11 protein-coding genes and 3 tRNA genes are annotated in these 15,891 nt (G+C 55.9%); 9 read left to right on the top strand and 5 right to left on the bottom strand.

Translation table 11 applies throughout. From position 1 onward, the window contains the following. Positions 1-144: 144 nt before the first annotated feature. From gltX to MHK05_RS06730, 4 genes are all read left to right on the top strand, one after another. Positions 145-1,638, top strand: coding sequence for a glutamate--tRNA ligase (gltX, locus tag MHK05_RS06745; RefSeq protein WP_239205749.1), 1,494 nt, complete (start codon positions 145-147; stop codon positions 1,636-1,638). Positions 1,639-1,884: 246 nt separating this feature from the next. Continuing rightward, positions 1,885-1,956, top strand: a tRNA-Gln gene (locus tag MHK05_RS06740). 38 nt (positions 1,957-1,994) lie between these two features. Further along, positions 1,995-2,067: transfer RNA gene (locus MHK05_RS06735), tRNA-Glu, on the top strand. Between the two features lie 691 nt (positions 2,068-2,758). Continuing rightward, positions 2,759-2,834, top strand: a tRNA-Glu gene (locus tag MHK05_RS06730). Positions 2,835-3,133: 299 nt separating this feature from the next. Here MHK05_RS06730 and MHK05_RS06725 read toward each other — a convergent pair. The 4 genes from MHK05_RS06725 to MHK05_RS06710 form a co-directional block, all read right to left on the bottom strand. Then, entirely contained in the window at positions 3,134-5,341 is a 2,208-nt protein-coding gene (locus tag MHK05_RS06725; protein ID WP_239205626.1) for a YhgE/Pip domain-containing protein, read from the bottom strand. A 3-nt stretch (positions 5,342-5,344) separates the two neighbouring features. Next, positions 5,345-7,996 carry a YhgE/Pip family protein gene (locus MHK05_RS06720; RefSeq protein ID WP_239205624.1) on the bottom strand — a complete coding sequence of 884 codons (2,652 nt, stop codon included), beginning with the start codon at positions 7,994-7,996 and terminating at the stop codon, positions 5,345-5,347. Between the two features lie 198 nt (positions 7,997-8,194). Beyond that, complete coding sequence (locus tag MHK05_RS06715) at positions 8,195-8,506, bottom strand: hypothetical protein (protein WP_239205622.1); 312 nt, start codon at positions 8,504-8,506, stop codon at positions 8,195-8,197. A gap of 190 nt (positions 8,507-8,696) precedes the next feature. After that, the gene (locus tag MHK05_RS06710; protein ID WP_034656457.1) at positions 8,697-9,380 is read right to left on the bottom strand and encodes an IclR family transcriptional regulator; all 684 of its coding nucleotides are present in this window, start codon (positions 9,378-9,380) and stop codon (positions 8,697-8,699) included. Between the two features lie 52 nt (positions 9,381-9,432). On the opposite strand from MHK05_RS06710, the gene leuC reads away from it, so the two are divergent. The 3 genes from leuC to MHK05_RS06695 all read left to right on the top strand — a co-directional run bounded on the left by leuC (position 9,433) and on the right by MHK05_RS06695 (position 12,543). Further along, positions 9,433-10,854, top strand: coding sequence for a 3-isopropylmalate dehydratase large subunit (leuC, locus tag MHK05_RS06705; RefSeq protein WP_239205620.1), 1,422 nt, complete (start codon positions 9,433-9,435; stop codon positions 10,852-10,854). Positions 10,855-10,875: 21 nt separating this feature from the next. Then, positions 10,876-11,466 carry a 3-isopropylmalate dehydratase small subunit gene (gene leuD / locus MHK05_RS06700; RefSeq protein ID WP_239205618.1) on the top strand — a complete coding sequence of 197 codons (591 nt, stop codon included), beginning with the start codon at positions 10,876-10,878 and terminating at the stop codon, positions 11,464-11,466. Between the two features lie 201 nt (positions 11,467-11,667). Beyond that, complete coding sequence (locus tag MHK05_RS06695; protein WP_239205616.1) at positions 11,668-12,543, top strand: hypothetical protein; 876 nt, start codon at positions 11,668-11,670, stop codon at positions 12,541-12,543. A 104-nt stretch (positions 12,544-12,647) separates the two neighbouring features. On the opposite strand, the gene MHK05_RS06690 is transcribed toward MHK05_RS06695, so the two are convergent. After that, positions 12,648-13,646: an NUDIX hydrolase gene (locus MHK05_RS06690; RefSeq protein WP_239205614.1), complete on the bottom strand. Its 999-nt coding sequence runs from the start codon at positions 13,644-13,646 to the stop codon at positions 12,648-12,650. Positions 13,647-13,808: 162 nt separating this feature from the next. Here MHK05_RS06690 and MHK05_RS06685 point away from each other — a divergent pair, with 162 nt between their 5' ends. Together MHK05_RS06685 and MHK05_RS06680 are read left to right on the top strand one after the other, a co-directional pair. Continuing rightward, on the top strand, positions 13,809-14,807 hold the full coding sequence (locus tag MHK05_RS06685) for an NAD(P)H-dependent glycerol-3-phosphate dehydrogenase (protein WP_023021677.1): 999 nt from the start codon (positions 13,809-13,811) through the stop codon (positions 14,805-14,807). Between the two features lie 22 nt (positions 14,808-14,829). Beyond that, positions 14,830-15,891 (top strand): D-alanine--D-alanine ligase family protein, encoded by a 1,062-nt coding sequence (locus MHK05_RS06680; protein ID WP_239205612.1) that lies wholly within the window; start codon positions 14,830-14,832, stop codon positions 15,889-15,891.

Here is a 15,891-nt window from a genome sequence, read left to right as displayed (position 1 = left end):
GTTTCATTGACCTGTGGTTTTGTAGTGAAACCTGTTTCCAATTACCCCAATTTGCGTGTAGGAATAAACTGCAAACCGCTACGCGCCGGGCAGGTTTCAGGGGCGCCTGGGCTGGTGCGGACTGGAATCGGCGGCTCCACTACGATGGTGGGCATGACTGAAGTACGCGTTAGATTCTGTCCATCCCCAACCGGCACACCGCACGTAGGCATGGTGCGCACCGCACTATTCAACTGGGCCTACGCCCGTCATACCGGCGGAAAGCTGGTATTTCGCATCGAGGACACCGATGCCGCCCGTGACTCTGAAGAGTCCTACCAGGCCATCATTGATTCCCTGACCTGGCTCGGGCTGGGCTGGGATGAGGGCATCAATGTTGGTGGCCCGCACGAGCCTTACCGTCAGTCCCAGCGCATGGACATCTACAAGGAAGTCCTAGACAAGCTCATCGAAGGTGGCTTTGTCTACCCGGCATATTCCACCGCCCAAGAGGTAGAGGAGCGCCACAAGGCGGCTGGCCGTGACCCGAAGTTGGGCTATGACAACTTTGACCGTGATCTCACCCAGGAGCAGATCGACGCTTTTGAGGCCGAAGGCCGCAAGCCGGTGTGGCGCCTACGCATGCCGGATCAGGACTGGACCTGGACTGACTTGGTCCGCGGGGAAATGACCTTCAAGTCTGAAACCCAGCCGGATTACGTGGTTGCTCGTTCCAACGGTGCGCCGCTCTACACCCTGGTTAACCCGGTGGATGATGCCCTAATGCGCATCACCCATGTGCTGCGCGGTGAAGATCTGCTGTCTTCTACTCCGCGGCAGCTCGCGCTTTACGACGCCCTGCAGAAGATCGGCATTGCCGAGTTCACTCCAGAGTTTGGTCACCTACCGTTCGTGATGGGCGAGGGTAATAAGAAGCTCTCTAAGCGTGATCCGCAGTCCAACCTGTTCAACCACCGTGATAATGGCATTATCCCGGAGGGCATGCTTAACTATCTCTCCCTGCTAGGGTGGTCGCTGTCTGCAGACCAGGATATTTTCAGCATGGAAGATTTGGTGAAGAACTTTGATGTCCACGATGTGCTGGGGAATCCGGCCCGCTTTGATCAGAAGAAGCTCGAGGCTATCAATGCCGACCATATCCGCCAGCTGGAACCAGAAGAGTTTGCCTTCCGTCTGCGCAACTACCTGACGGAATACACCGACTTCCCGGCCGACTATGACGGCGAGAAATTTGCCTTCGCGGCAGATCTGGTACAGACCCGTATCAAGACGCTTTCCGATGCTTATAGCCTCATGAGCTTCTTGGTTACCCCAGATGCGGAACTTCAACTCGATGAGAAGGCAGCGAAGAAGAACCTCAAGGAAGAGGCCGTGCAGCCTCTGGAGGTAGGTATTGAAACCCTCGAAGGCGTTGCCGAGTGGAAGACCGAGAATATCGAGGCGGCCCTTTCCCAGGCGCTTATTGAAGACCTAGAGCTGAAGCCTCGTAAGGCTTATGGTGCGCTGCGCGTAGCTATTTCTGGTGCCCAGGTTTCCCCACCGCTCTTTGAGTCCATGGAGCTGCTGGGTAAGGAATCTACCTTGGCCCGCCTGCGTGCCGCACGCGAGGTGACTCCCTACGTCCCGGCGGCGCAGTAGGTAACGCTGCGGCAAGCGCTGCAGTCAACGCTGGGATTAAGAACTCCTCTCGCGTTAGCGCGGTGGATGACGGCTGAACTACAGCACTGTCATTCACCGCATTTTTAATGCCGCCTTTATGGGCTGAAAAAGCGTTATGCGCTGGCGATTTGGCAGTTTACGCGAAGATCATTATAGTTATTACACGTTGCAGCGAGCAAGGGAGAACGGCTGAAAGGCAGTTAGCTTCCCTAGCGAGTCAGCAAATGGCCTATGGTGTAATTGGCAACACAGCGGTTTCTGGTACCGCCATTCTAGGTTCGAGTCCTGGTAGGCCAGCAGTGAAAATGCTTTAATGGCAGGCTCACTAGTTCTATGCCCCGTTCGTCTAGCGGCCTAGGACGCCGGCCTCTCACGCCGGTAACACGGGTTCAAATCCCGTACGGGGTACAAAGACGTCCAGCTTAGTGCTGGAGGATTTTTCATATCCGAGGCGGTATCTTATCGGGGCTTAAAGGGGGGAGGTATCGATTGTGAGGTGTCGTCTAAAGGCCACGTGGAGATGTGGTCAAGCATGGGGGACTGGTTATAACCTAACCCCGGACCATTGGTAGCTTTCGCGCAGGCAGCGACGCGCCGCCGATAAGACCAGGGTTAAGACCACCGCGAAGTTGTGCAAACCCCTTCCAGTCCTGCAAGTACAGGCATAGACTGCAAGTACAGCAGAAAACAGACAGAAAGGAGAGCGGGTGACAGAAATCGAAACGCACCACAGCGAAGGCGCACAGGCCGAAAGCATAGCCAGGTAGTAACGCTATAATCCACAACTTCCTTCCCACCAACATTTGTACGAAGTATAGGAGCCTGCAGTATATGCACTTCGACGCACAGCGCCATCCCGAGTCCTACTAGCACAGCGTTCTCGGCCACGGACTATTCACAGATTGCATGCGGAATAACCACTGATTCGATCCGCACCTCGGCCATGAAGAAACCTCACTGCAGTAGAAGACTCGGGACCCTTTTCGTTTTCCTAGCCTCCGCCCTCAAAACCGCCCCTAAGCGTGCGATTTGTGCTCAGTTAACCCATCGTTTACTCTTAACGAGTCCGCAACGCACAGTGTGTGCTTGCTGCGAACGCGCCCCGTTCGTCTAGCGGCCTAGGACGCCGGCCTCTCACGCCGGTAACACGGGTTCAAATCCCGTACGGGGTACCACTACCAAGCTGCGAGCCTCATGGCTCGCAGCTTGTTGTTTTCCCTAGCTCCCCCCCCAAAAAAGCGCATTCTTTGAGACTGTTGGGGCATATAAGTCGGCCTTTCAGGCGCCTGTATTTTTCAATTCTCGCTCGATTCTCGTCGATCGCCCTAACAGTGCAGCAGGCGGCGTTGCACCTCCCTAGAGTGAGTTCTGAGCGGTCAGCTGCGCCCTGCGCTAGACCGCAGCAAGAAAGAAGCCCAACGGGCCGTGAAACGGCTCGCTGGGCTGTATAGAGGAGGGCGTCGCCAAGCGCTGGCTATGCCATCACCTTCGTCTTCTTAATCGCCTTTTGTAGGCGCTTATGATAGGCGTCCATGGCGCGGCGTATAAGGAGCCCGACGAGCAATGCTGGGATGGTAAACAGCAGCAGCATGCCCAGCTCACGCCAAATATCGCCATGGTAGATGCCCGCGATGGCGCTGCGGAAGGCATCGATAGCATAAGTAGCTGGCAACCAAGGGCTCACGTTCTGGAACCATTCAGGCAGCAATGGCAACGGGTAGGCTCCGCCGGAACCAGACACTTGTATCACAAGCAGCAATACCGCCAAGGCCTTGCCGGCACTATCGAGTGTGATGACCAGTGAGTAAATGATCAACATGAATACCAGCGAAACTACCCATGCTGCGAACATGAGCATGAATGGATGTGCAGGCTCGATTTGGACGAAGAAAATGAGGCTAAGCACCACCAAGGTGGCTTGAGCCAGACCGACCAACGCAAGCGTGGCAAGGCGACCGAAGAATGCCTGGCCACGGGTGAAATCGCTTTCGTCGTACTTTCCGTTCTCGTCTTTTCGCAAGTACTTGCGCTCGGCGTTGGTATGGACCAGCACGCACGCCAAGAGGGCACCTACCCACAGCGACAAGGTGAGGTAGAACGGTGTCATGCCTACGCCGAAGGCGGCCACAGGATAGACCGGTTCACGGTCCACAGCCACAGGAGCAGCAATGCGGGAGGCGAGCAGCTCTGGGTCAGAGCCAACGATATCGGCCAGTTTGCTTAGGTCGCCGCCATGGCGAACCTCGTCGATCTTGCGTCCCATGTCCGCGAAACGGCCGCTTTGCTCCCGCAGGGTGTCAGCGAGGCCAGCAGTAGTATCGCGGGCGCGGGCCAGGCTTTGTTGTGGTGACTCGTTATTGCGAGAAACCGAGTCGCGAATACCAGCTATGTCCTGCTTAACAGCATCAATATCGCCGGCCACCACAGAGACGCTTTGGTTGAGCTGATCCAGCTGGGGCTTGAGGTTCTCGTTATAGGAAGTGCGCGCCTTCTCTGCGGCGTGCTTCGCATTGGCGATGGCATCCTTGGTGCGCTGGCGCGATTCTTGCGAGGTACCACGGCCCTGCTCAATATCATCGGCGGTCGAAACCAACGAATCATGTAGCGCGTTGCTCTGGGCGATAGAAGTATCAATCTGGCCCATCAACGCCTTATAGCCGCCAGCGACTGGAGCCGGCAGCGCCGCTTTATCGGCTTGCTCCTTGATGGAAGCGCGTACGCCCTCAAAGGCGCTCGTTTGCTCATCTACACGTTCAGCTGCGGTGCGGTAGGTCTGCGCCGTTTGTGCGGTGGCGTTACTTGCGTTATTGAGCAACTCATCCACCTGGGCAGAAAGCGCATCGTAGCTTTGCGTAGTAGCCGCTAAGGAAGCGTCTAATGAACCTGCAGAGTCATTGAGGGTGGAGCGCAGAATGTCGATGGGGTTTTCGCCTTGGGCATTGTCCGTCTCCGTGGCCTGGCGGCCGGCCTCGGCGAGGATATTATCCGCTGCCTGCGTAAGCGGCAGGGTGGAATCGACAAGATTGCTTAGTGCACCTACGGTTCCTGAAGCCGCATCGAGGCGAGTGCTGACATTATTGATGCGGTTGTGAAGGTTATTGAGTGCCGTCTGGGTGTCGTCTTCGTTGAGGTATTTATCTAAATCGGATACGACGCCGAGGCCAACATTGGACACCACGCGGGTGAAGGACTCGTCGATTTTTTGAATGACGCCGTCCGCACTCTTTTGCGTGATGGTGGTAGACAGCGCGTTCTTCTTCTCATTGGTATAGAGATTGAGCTTGCTGGGCTCGGTTCCTTCTACATAAAAGGTAAGCAGATCCGCGCTGAAATCCTTTGGCAGGACGATGCCGGCATAGTATTCACCGGATTTTGTTCCCTCGACCGCATCGGCGCTGTCGGTAATGACCCAATCAATATCGTGATTGCGGCTGAGCTGCGAGAGTACTTCATCGCCCAAATTAAGCTTCAATGAGGCTAGGTCGCTTTCGTGTCCCTCATCTTCGCTGGCAACAGCAATCTTGAGCTGGTTGGTATTGGAAAAAGGATCCCAGCTGGCGAGCACGTTGAAGGAGGTAAAAAGCAATGGAATGATAGCAAGACCGAAGATAATGACTGCGGTCATGACATTGGTGCGAATGGCGTGGAGGTCATCGCGGAGAATGGTCAGAACGTTTTTCATGACTTACTCGCCGCCCTTTCCGGAGTCATCGCCTTCAACGGCGGGTATTTCTTTGGTCTCGGTGGTATCAGCAGGTGCGGATTCCTCGTCCAAATCTTCCAGGAGGTAGCGGTTTGGATGTTCCTGCTGGTGCTCGAGGTGCTCCTGGATTTCCTCGTCGCTAAGATCCGCCAGGCGGTTATCATGTGCGATGCTCTGCTTGACGTACTCGAGGGAACAGATAACACCCACCGCGATGAGCGTAACCAGGCAGGCCAGGCCGAAGATGATGGCCTTTTCTCCAGGGTTAATGCGTGAGTAGATACCCAAAGCGACAACCAGCGCCAGGCCCACCGCCACGGTGATTTTCATCAACTGAGAGTAGTTCCTGCGCGCCATGCCCCACTTATTCTCAAGGCTTTGTTGATAAGCCTCGCGGTCGTTCAAGGCATAGAGGAGATCGGTGAAACGGTAGCGGCTTCCTACAAGGTGGACCTGTTCATTGATAACCAATCCACCCTTGCGCAGTTCGTCGTTGACCAACATATTGACGTTGGACAAGCCACGGCGCATCACCGAACCGATGAGGTAAGCAATCGCCGCCATGCCGATGAGGGCGCAGAGATCACGTGCGTAATGGTTACCGTAGAAACCTCCGACGGTTTCTCGCATGGCGTCAATGCCGTAGGTAAAGGGGAGGAACGGGTGTACCGCACGGAAGAAATCTGGCGTCATCTCAATCGGGTAGAGGCCGGAAGCGCCAGGAATCTGGATGAAGGCAAAGACCACCGCGATGCCTCGGCCCACGTGGCCAAACGTAGACACCAAGCTATAGGTAATGCTCAGATAGCACAGGCCGACGATGACTGCGGTACCGACATAAGCCACTGCATTGGCATGCTCCACTCCAATGGCAAGGTTGCCGATGGACACGATGAGCGCCTGGGCGATGGCAAAGAAGGAGAGTAGAAGGAAGCGGGCAAAGTACGCCTTGGTGATGGTGAGGTTCTTGCGGCCCTGCGGGTCTACCTCAGCGCGGAAGATGATGAGCAGCATGAAAGCGCCGATCCACAACGTGAGGTTGATAAATAGGGAGGACATGCCCGAGCCATAGTGCTTCACCGGGAAGACGGCGTGGCTTTCCATCTCCGCAGGGGAGGCAAGGAAGGAGGAAACCTCGTCGGTATTGAGGCCCTTGACTGACTGCAGGATGGAATTGTTATTGGCGGTATTACTCAACGCCAGCACATCGCTGCGGGAGGCCCGGAGTCCCTGTTCAATGCCATCGAGGTCTACAGAAAAGCGCTCGACCACCTGTTGGGCTTGGTTGAGCTGCTTGTCGACGCCGCCTAAGAGCCCATCGGTCTGGCCCACCAGTGCCTTTTGGCTTTCGAGCGAGGCGGAAAGTTTTCCGGTGGTAGCTGTGACGTCGGAAAGCGCGGCATTGAGCTTGGGCAAGCCTTCGGCCACATTATCGCGCAGCGCGTGGGAGTCATCGCGCGTTTGGGCAGCCATCTTATCCAGCAAGCTCGTTGTCTTATTGAGCGAATCGATGGTGTCGTTGGTATCGCCGTTGAGAGAGTCCAGGTCACCGAGGACTGCGCGGTTCTGATTATTGCGTTCACGCAAATCTCCCACCTGATCTTTAATCTGCTGGGAAACCTGCGGGGGCAGGGCTGGAGATGAGGCGAGCTTATCGAGCTGGTCAATAGCCCGATCCGCTTCACCAACGATGCCTGCTGCGCCAGCAGAAGCGGCATCGACGCGAGTGAGGGCACCGCGTAGCTTGCCAGATACCGAGCCCACGGTAGCGTTGGCAGAAGCAGTGCCGTCTGCCAACGCGGTCGTTCCTTCCACATAAGCGGCCGTGGCGTCATCGGAGAAAGAAGTGACCTCGCGCTGGACCTCAGCGGTAATGGAATTAACTTCGTTCAACGCGGTCTGCGCGTCATCGACGGTCTGTTGGACCGTACCGAGCGATTCGCGGGCTTGCGCGATAGTCGGGCGTGCGTCATCGATGGTGGCGTGAACGTCGGCCAACTGGCTGCGCGAGTTGGCTACAGTGTCTGCGGTTTCCGAAAAAGAATCCGCGGTATCGCCCGCGGAACGGTTAATCTTCTGGCTTAAATCACCACCGGAATTTTTAAGCTCCGTCGCCACTGAATCTGCCACCTGCTCATTGAAAGTAGTGCTAATAGTGGTATCCAGAGTCGAAGCGCCGGTATCAGTAATCTTCGGCGCGATTGCATTGAGCTTTTCGTTAACGTGGTATTCGAGCGTGGGCTGAGAATACGTACCTTTAAACAAGCTGACGAAATCGGCCGAGAAGTCCTCGGGCACTATTACCGAGGCGAAGACGTCGCCCTTCTTAACGGCGTCCTCGGCTTCTTGCCTGTCCATGAATTGCCAGCCAAGCCTGTCGTTATCATGCAGCTTGTCAATCATTTGTCCGCCGACGTCTAAGTGGCCGGTCATCTCCGAGGTGGCGCCCTTGTCCTCATTTACAACGGCGACCTTGAGGTGTTCTGTGTTTCCGTAGGGATCCCAGAAACCGGAGATGTTTACCCAGGAATACAGGGCTGGGGTGATCATCAAACCAATAAGGATCACCGAGACCTGCGGGGTCCGCCACAAGCGGACAAAATCTTGGAGAAAAATCTTCCAACTAGTAATCACTCGAAGAACCGTAGCACCCAACCGGAAAGAACTAATAGTCTGACTGTCAATTTTAACAGAAATGAGAGAGTGTGTCCTGTCGAGCTCGCAGATATGTTTCTGGTGTGAATTTCGGGGCGCTCTTTAGCGGAAGGGTAGACATAGAAATGGCCGCCGAGACCCACAAGGTGAAGGGCCGAGGCGGCGCATAATGAGGGGCTAAGCCCCGAGCTGCAACTCGTGCTCGTCGTAGTGATCGCCGTGTGCGGCGTGGCGGTGGCCGTCGTGCAGGTAGTCCACATGGTCGCCGTGCGGGATTGCTACGTGGCCGCAGCCTTCACCATGAGTGTGGTCGGTGTGAGCCTCGGCTTCTACGTGCTCGGTGGTCTCGCACTCGTCCCAGTGGCCATCGTGCTCACGGTGGATATGACCTTCGTGGAGGTAGTCGGTGTGGTCGCCGTGTGGGAAGGATACGTGGCCGCAATCGGTGCCGTGGGTGTGGGTGTGGTTCTCGTGGGTGGTGTGGGTCATGATGACTGGTCCTTTCTGGCGGGGATTAGTCCCCGTTGTTTTCAACGTATTTTCATTAAATCGTATTTTCAGTTTGGTTTCAATAGCTGGCGGCGAGTTTCCTCAAATTTTTTTAAATGAGTAGAAAAAGGCAATGCCCGTCTCTGCAAGGATTGGGCAGAGACGGGCATGGTGGGGGGCGAGGGGAAGCTTAAAGCTGGCTGCTCAATTCGCGAGCGGCTGCCGTGAGGGTATCCGCGTACTTTTGGGCGGGTGATGGCTGGAAGCGCTCGACAGATCCGGAAATGGACAAGACTGCCAGGAAAGTTCCGGCTTCGTCGAAAACCGGTGCAGAAATAGAGGCTAGCCCGGCTTCGCGTTCTTCAATGGACTCCGAATACCCTTGGCTCCTTGCCGCTTCGATGTCCTGGAGAGTAAACGAGGCGTCTTCGATATTGACCTCTACATAGGCGGCAATGATGCGCGCTGCGGATCCGGAGCTAAGCGGTAGCTGGCGTCCGACGGGGACGACATTATGAAGGCCAGACTCGGGTTCCCTAGTGGCAATACAGGTGCGGGTATTTCCAGTGACCTCGTAAAGCTGGATGGACTCGCCGGTGTCTTCGCGCAGCTTCTCCATAATTGGACCCGCCACTTCCAGTAGGTGGTCACGGTTGCCAGGGAGGGCTGGACCGGCCTTCCACTTTCCTTCGGGGGTGCGAACGAGGATGCGGTGCGCTTCCAGTGCGGTGGCTAGCCGGTGTGCCGTCGCCCGAGGTAGGCCCGTGGTTTCACATAGTTCGTTGAGGGTGGAGGGGTGGTTGGCGGCGGCCATCATGATGGCCATTGCTCGATCCAACACTTTAATTCCGGAAACTGCGCTATACTCTCCCATACAATGAAATCTACGTCCCAAATTATGAGATTTCAAGTGTGGAGAGATGTTTATGAACCAGAAGCTGACATTGGCGGAAAAAGTGTGGCGCGATCACGTCGTCCAACCCGGTGATGCTGGGGCACCAGACCTCATCTTTATTGACTTTCAGCTACTACATGAAGTTACCAGTCCACAGGCCTTTGATGGTCTGCGGCTGGCTGGGCGCACACTGCGCCACCCTGAACTGCACTTGGCAACCGAGGACCATAACGTTCCCACGCAAGGCATTAAGTCTGGCAACCTCTTGGAAATCAAGGATGAGGTTTCTCGCACCCAGGTATCGACCCTGCGTAAGAACTGCGAGGAATTTGGTGTGCGCTTGCATTCCATGGGAGATGCACAGCAAGGCATTGTCCATACAGTTGGCCCACAATTGGGTATCACCCAGCCAGGTATGACCATTGTCTGCGGCGACTCGCATACCTCCACCCATGGTGCCTTTGGCTCAATCGCAATGGGCATCGGCACCTCTGAGGTGGAGCACGTCATGGCCACGCAGACGCTTTCCTTGAAGCCTTTTAAAACGATGGCGATTGAGGTGACGGGCGAATTGCAAGAGGGAGTCTCCGCCAAAGATCTCATCCTGGCCATAATCGCCAAAATCGGTACCGGCGGCGGACAAGGTCACATCATTGAGTACCGTGGTGAGGCGATCCGCAGGATGTCCATGGAAGAGCGCATGACTATCTGCAATATGTCTATTGAGGCAGGAGCCCGCGCCGGCATGGTCGCCCCAGATGAGACCACCTTTGAATATGTGAAGGGACGCGAGTTTGCTCCCAGCGGGGCGGACTGGGACGCTGCGGTTGACTATTGGAAGACGCTTCCCACCGACGAGGGGGCGGAATTCGATACCGTCGTTGAGATTGATGGTTCTGCCTTGACCCCGTTTGTTACGTGGGGAACCAATCCTGGACAAGGTCTGCCATTAGGGGAGAGTGTTCCAGATCCAGAAGACTGCGGTGACGAAAATGAAAAGGCCACTGTAGAAAAGGCCCTCCAATATATGGACCTGCAGCCGGGGACTCCGCTGCGCGATATCAAAATAGATACCGTATTCGTCGGCTCATGCACCAACGCTCGCATTGAAGATTTGCGCGCCGCTGCCGGTGTGGTCAAGGGCCGCACCATCGCCGAAGATACGCGGATGCTGGTAGTGCCGTCTTCAGCAGCTGTCAAGGCCCAAGCAGAGGAAGAAGGCTTAGATGAGATCTTCCGCCAGTTTGGAGCCGAATGGCGTACCGCTGGTTGCTCGATGTGCCTAGGAATGAATCCAGACCAACTAGCGCCGGGAGAGCGCTCAGCTTCAACCTCTAACCGCAACTTCGAAGGCCGACAAGGCCCAGGTGGGCGCACACACCTAGTCTCGCCCCAGGTGGCTGCCGCTACAGCCGTGACCGGATACCTGTCTAGTCCTGCTGACCTGAATTAAGCGCTTAGAAAGGCATTGATAATGGAGAAATTTATAACCCATACCGGAACTGGCGTACCGCTGCGCGTTACTAACGTGGATACTGATCAAATCATTCCGACGCGCTACCTGAAGTCGGTTAAGCGTACAGGCTTTTCTGAAGGGCTGTTTTCTAATTGGCGCCCCGAAGAAAGCTTCGTGCTTAACCAAGAGCAATTTAAAAATGGGTCGGTGCTTTTTGCAGGAAGAGACTTTGGCACCGGTTCCTCCCGGGAACATGCAGTATGGGCGTTGAGTGAATACGGGTTCCGTGCCGTGCTTTCTTCCCGCTTTGCAGATATCTTCCGCGGTAACGCAGGAAAGTCCGGCCTTCTTACCGGTTTGATGGAACAAGAGGACATCGAGCTTATCTGGAAGCAGCTGGAATCAGGAGAAACCCAGGTCACCGTTGACTTGGAGGCGCGAACGGTCACGGTTGGAGAAAATACCTACCGCTTTGACATCGATGATTACACCCGTTGGCGGTTGATGGAGGGCCTCGATGACATTGATATCACCCTCCGTAACGAGGGCGATATCGCTGACTATGAAAAGCGACGCCCCGGCTTTAAGCCCTCTGTTATCGCCCCATAGATGCGAGTGCGGTTGGGGATGAACTTGCGCCAACACCCCTTCAGTCCTTTCTAAAGAAGGGGCGGTGGGGTGCTTTGCACTTGGGTATGAGTCTTGAGTACAAACCTTGGGGGAGCTGCGGGGGGTAAAAATCGGTAACGTAAGGGTAACAATCACCTGCTCCAGTTTCCTGTGACAGAGTATGCCCCTAGCTTTAAATCTATGAGCAATCCCTATTCGAATAATGATTCTTTTAATTCAGGAAACAATGGTCCAGGTACTCCCGGACCTGCGAGTGAATCTGCGCCCTACGGAAACGGCGCGAACGGCCAACCAGGCTACGGGCAGCAGTACAGTCAGCAACAGTTCGGGCAACCCGGATACGCTGGAAGCACCTACCAAGGAGAAGATTCCCCTATTGGTCGTGACGTAGACGCCATTCAGGTCATCGCGGATAGCTTCCGCTACTTCGGCCGCAATTGGGCGCAGTGGATTTTCGGTCCACTGGTGCAGATGGTAGTTCTCTCCATCCTCTATTTGCTGTTGGTCGCCGTCCTAGCAGGCAGCGGTACATCCATTGACGCCCTAGCCAAAAGTGGCTCAGGTTCTGACGCGCTTACCGGTGGCCTCATTGCAGTAATGTTCTTAGCCATTATCGCCATGTTCCTCGTGTTTATTTGGGCAGCTAGCACCTGGTACAAGGCTGCTAATAAACAGGTTGATACCGGGATGCTGGAGATAAAGGACTTTCTGAGCTTTAAAAATGTCGCCGGTCTCATGGCGGTGTATGTGCTTTCGACCCTGGTTATTTCCCTGGGCTTCATTCTCCTGATTATTCCGGGACTCTTCGCCGCCTTCTTCTTTACCTGGATGCCGGCTGTTAAGGCCGCACGCCCTGAGCTATCCGTTGGCGAGACCTTTGGGGCTTCCATCGAAGTAGCGAAGGAGAATGTCGGAGTGACCATCCTAGTAGCCGTCTTGATTGCCGTCCTGTACGCAGTGTTGAGCTTTACCTTCGTCGGCATGCTTCTGTTCCCAGCACTGAACACCCTCATTTTGGTCCTCTTCGTCCGTCGCACGCTCGGCTTGCGCGGTTAGAAAACCCCGCAGCCGCACGATAGTTGCGCAAGTAAGGCCCTGCTCGTCCGCCGCATGAGATGGAAGGCAGGGCCTTAATTGTTGGTCGGGGAGGAACTAGGAAACTAGCGCACCGGCAGTGGGCTAGCCAGGTAATCGGCGCCGGTGAGCTCGCCATTGTTGAAAGACAAGACCCACACAGAAGACTTCTTGAACTTCAGCTTGTCCACCGGCTTTTTAAGGAACTTTGGGGCGAGGTCCTCGATGATGCCGGGGATGGTGCCGCCTTGGCTGACAATAACGGGCACCCCGCCTTCGTTTACCACGCGGCGGAAGGCCTTCTTGGCTGCTTCTGGGTCGTTTTCCCAAGCCTCGTCGCCAAAGTTTTTGTTGATGGAGATGTCCTTGCCCAGTTCGTCGGCAAGCGGGGCAGCTGTCTGCTGGCAACGTTGGGGCAGCGCAGAGTAAATGGCAGTGGGCTGATAAGCGCTGAGCATCGGGACCAGCATTTCCGCTTGGCGACGCCCCTTCTTATCAAGCGGCCGCAGGTTATCATCGCCTTCCCAGCTGCCGCTTTCATGCGCGTGGGCGTGGCGGACATAAAGAACGCGCGTGGCCGGCGCGATGCGCAGGCGTTTGGCGGCTTTAGCCACCACTGCGGTATCTACGTCGTAGGACAAGAGATTTTGCGCCTCGTCGATAGGCAGCCAGCGCAACTCATCGGTCTCACTATTGGCGGAATAGGTGCCGCCCAAATACTTAGCCACCCAGTAGTAGACGACCTTGGTCCGCCCCTGGACCGGATAGGTTACCTTGCCAATGAGCTTGCCTAGCCGGACGCTGAATCCGGTCTCTTCCAGGATTTCCCTGGCTGCGGTGGTAGGAAGAGACTCGCCGGGATCCACCTTGCCCTTGGGCAGCGACCAATCGTCGTAATGGGGACGGTGGATTAGCGCGATTTCCGGTTCCTGCGGAGAACCACGCCAGATAACGGCGCCGGCGGCAAGGGTAGTGCGGTGGAATTCTTTGGCTGGATCCACCGGGATTTCTTGATGGCGACCGGAAATGAATTCCTCGTGCTGTTGATCCTTGTCGGTTTCGTGCATCTTTTTAATATTGGGCATCGTCTGCCTCCACGGGGCCTTTCCACAGTAATTGGCTTCATTTAAACAACGTCTAAGCGCCCATTGTCCCACGGGTTAGGCGCGGTGTGCATCCCTGCCACACGGTCGGACAGACATGCTTTAAAGTTGAGGTTATTGCTTTGCACGTTTGGAGGAGACACCATGGTTAATGTTGCGGTGATGGGTGCCGGTTCTTGGGGCACTACCTTGGCCAAGGTCTTTGCGGATGCCGGAAATGACGTTCGCCTGTGGGCCCGCCGCGCAGAGTTGGCGCAAGCTATCAACGAGACCCACACTAATCCGGACTACTTGCCGGATACCCGCCTACCGGCGGCTGTGCGGGCGACTCATGATGAAGTGGAAGCATTGTCATGTGCCGAGGTCGTCGTATTCGGCGTTCCCTCCCAAACTTTGCGCGGCAACGTGGAAAAGTGGGCCCCGCATCTGCCTCAAAACGCGACCTTGGTCTCCATTTCCAAGGGTGTGGAGACCACCACGCTCAAGCGCATGAGCGAGGTCATCATGGATGCGGCGGGAGTGCCAGCAGACCGCGTGGCGGTACTTTCTGGCCCGAACCTGGCTAAAGAGATTGCCGCAGGCCAAGTGGCCGCCACAGTAATCGCCTGCCCAGATGAGGAACGCGCAAAGCGCGTCCAGGCGGCGGTGGCCGCGCCGTACTTGCGCCCGTATACCAACACCGATGTTATTGGTGCGGAAATCGGCGGCGCCTGCAAAAACGTCATCGCATTAGCCTGCGGTATAGCCTCTGGCAAGGGATTAGGCAATAACACCATGGCCACCATCATTACCCGCGGTTTGGCAGAAATTACCCGCCTCGGAGTGGAGTTGGGGGCGGATCCATTTACCTTCTCCGGCTTGGCTGGCTTGGGTGACTTGGTGGCAACATGTACCTCGACATTGTCGCGCAACCGTACTTTTGGCTATCGCCTGGGCCAAGGCGGCACCATTGAAGAGGCCAAGGCCGCCACCAACGGGCAGGTTGCGGAGGGCGTCTACTCCTGTGATTCTATCTACCGCCTAGCCCAGCAGGCAGACGTAGAGATGCCGATTACCCACGCGGTTTATGGTGTCTGCTACGAGGGCATGGCGGTGGAAGATATGATCATCGCTCTGATGGGTCGGTCCAAGAAGTCGGAGTAGGTCAAGGGTAAAATCTGCGGGCATGACTGAAAAGACCCGCGTGGCCGTTATCTATGGCGGCCGTAGCACCGAGCACTCCGTATCCTGCGTCTCTGCAGGTGCGATCATGAATCACCTCGATCCTGAAAAATTCGAGGTGGTGCCTATCGGCATCACCCGTGAGGGCACGTGGACGCCCGGCACCACTGAGGGACTAGAGATTGTCAATGGTGTCATGCCAGAAGTCAGGCGAGGGGCGGAACTAACGCTTTCCCTGGATCCTAATGCCAGGGGCCAGTTCCATAACGTCACCGATGGCACGCTCTTTGCTGAGGTTGATGTGGTATTTCCCATCCTGCACGGGCCCTTTGGCGAAGACGGCACCGTCCAAGGTCTCTTTGAGCTCTCCGGCCTGCCCTATGTCGGGCCGGGCGTATTGGCTTCCTCGGTGGGCATGGATAAGGAATTTACCAAAAAGGTGCTGGCAGCGGCAGGCCTGCCCGTAGCGCCCGAGGTCATTCTGAAGGGTCGTACCGAGCTCAGCGAGGAAGAAAAGCAGCACCTAGGGTTGCCCGTCTTTGTAAAGCCCGCCCGGGGCGGATCATCAATCGGCGTATCCAAAGTGAATAGCTGGGAAGAATTCCCCGCAGCGGTTGACCTTGCTCTAGAAGACGACGAGAAAATCCTGGTGGAGCCAGAAATCGTAGGCCAAGAGGTAGAAATCGGTGTTTTGCACTATGCCGACGGCACACTGTTGGCGTCTGCTCCAGCACTGCTGGCGGGCATTGATGATTCTGACGAGGGCTTTTATGGCTTTGACACAAAGTACCTCGATAATGTGGTTACCGCGGAAATCCCTGCGCCTTTCACGCCTGAGTTGACCGAGAAGCTGCGCGACATGGCTGTTCGCGCATTCGAGGCCCTAAATTGTGAGGGCCTATCCCGGGTGGATTTCTTCGTTACCGAAGATTCCGTGTACATCAATGAAATCAATACTCTGCCGGGCTTTACCCCGATTTCGATGTATCCCCAGGTGCTCGCCGCTTCGGGTGTGGAGTACCCCGCTTTGCTTGAGGCTCTCATTGAGCAGGCGCTAGCAAAGTAG

The sequence above is a fragment of the Corynebacterium nasorum genome, from assembly GCF_022347325.1.
Lineage (GTDB): Bacteria > Actinomycetota > Actinomycetes > Mycobacteriales > Mycobacteriaceae > Corynebacterium > Corynebacterium kefirresidentii.
The sequence above is the reverse complement of the archived record's forward strand: the minus strand, read 5'-3'. Positions and strand labels throughout refer to the sequence as shown.